The sequence below is a fragment of the Micromonospora sonchi genome, from assembly GCF_014646235.1.
GTDB classification, from domain to species: domain Bacteria; phylum Actinomycetota; class Actinomycetes; order Mycobacteriales; family Micromonosporaceae; genus Micromonospora; species Micromonospora sonchi.
In genome coordinates this window covers 1-1,446 of record NZ_BMNB01000082.1, presented here as the reverse complement: position 1 = coordinate 1,446, position 1,446 = coordinate 1, and the positions used below count along the sequence as shown (strand labels likewise).

Sequence of the window (1,446 nt, the reverse complement as noted above, 5' to 3'; positions counted from 1 at the left end):
TACGGCAGCCGCCGTTTGAGATTTCGCTGCTCGGAAGGGCTGGACGCGAGGCGGCCACCGCGTGATCGTCTGTGCGTTGTGGACACAACATCAGATCTTGCGGTGGCCGCGTGCCACAGCGTAGCCGTTGCTCGATGGGAACGTGTGCTGGCCGGAGTACTCGGGTGCTTCGCGGGTCGGTTCGGGCGGGTGGAGCCGCGTCGTGCGGCAGCAGAGTTCGTGACGGGGCTGCTGGCCGATCTTGAGGTCAAGACGTGCTGGCAGTTGGCCGAGCAGGCCGGTCACGCCCGCCCGGACGCGATGCAGCGGCTGCTGTATCGGGCGGTGTGGGACGCCGACGCCGTCCGTGACGATCTGCGGCAGCTGGTCGCCGACCGGTTCGGTGGCCCGGACGCGGTCCTGGTGGTTGATGAGACGGGTGATCTGAAGAAGGGCACCCACACGGTGGGAGTGCAGCGGCAGTACACCGGCACCGCCGGGCGGATCGAGAACAGCCAGGTCGGGGTGTTCCTGGGCTACGCCGGCACGGACGGACACACCCTGATCGACCGACGCGTGTACCTGCCCGCGTCCTGGACCGACGACCGCCAGCGGTGTAAGGCCGCCGGGGTGCCCGACGAGGTCGAGTTCGCCACCAAGCCGCAGCTGGCCGCCGACATGATCACCGCCGCTCTCGACGCCGGCGTCCCAGCGGGATGGGCGGCCGCGGACGAGGCCTACGGCAACAACGCCGCGTTCCGCGCTGGCCTGCGCGAACACCGGCTCGGCTACGTCCTCGCGGTGTCCTGCGACCACCTGATCCCACTCGACGGAGGCAAGGTCAAAATCCGGGCCGACCGGGTAGCCGCCGACCTGCCGGCATCAGCCTGGCAACGCCGCAGTGCCGGCGCCGGGTCGAAGGGTCCCCGCTACTACGACTGGGCCTGGCTCGACGACGTGTGCACCGACGCCGACCCCGACGACGGCGGCCACCACAGCCTCCTGATCCGCCGCAACACCACCACCGGTGAACTGGCCTTCTACCGCTGCTGGACCCCGAAACCAGCCACCCTCGCCCAACTCGTCCGGGTCGCGGGCATCCGCTGGACCGTTGAGGAGAGTTTCCAGGCCGCCAAAGGCCAGGTCGGCCTGGACCAGCACCAAGTCCGCCGCTGGGACTCCTGGCACCGGTTCACCACCCTCGCCCTGGCCGCCCTCGCCGTCCTCGCCATCTGCGCCGCCGACGAAGCCGCGCACGACCCGGCCGACACCGGCCTGATCAAGCTCACGGTCAACGAAATCCGCCGCCTCATCAACGCCTGCATCATCCGACCGATCAACGACCTCACCCACCGTCTGCGCTGGTCACACTGGCGACGCCGACATCAAGCCCGAGCCCGACAATCCCACTACACACACCGCCTCAACCTCGAACTCCAGCCATGATCCCGAAAGGCGGCTGCCGTA

At 69.1% G+C, this 1,446-nt stretch carries 1 protein-coding gene; it reads left to right on the top strand.

All coding sequences use genetic code 11. The features are described 5' to 3' along the window. The first annotated feature begins 144 nt into the window (after positions 1-144). The gene (locus tag IEY61_RS30840; protein WP_189050862.1) at positions 145-1,425 is read left to right on the top strand and encodes an IS701 family transposase; all 1,281 of its coding nucleotides are present in this window, start codon (positions 145-147) and stop codon (positions 1,423-1,425) included. Positions 1,426-1,446: the final 21 nt, after the last annotated feature.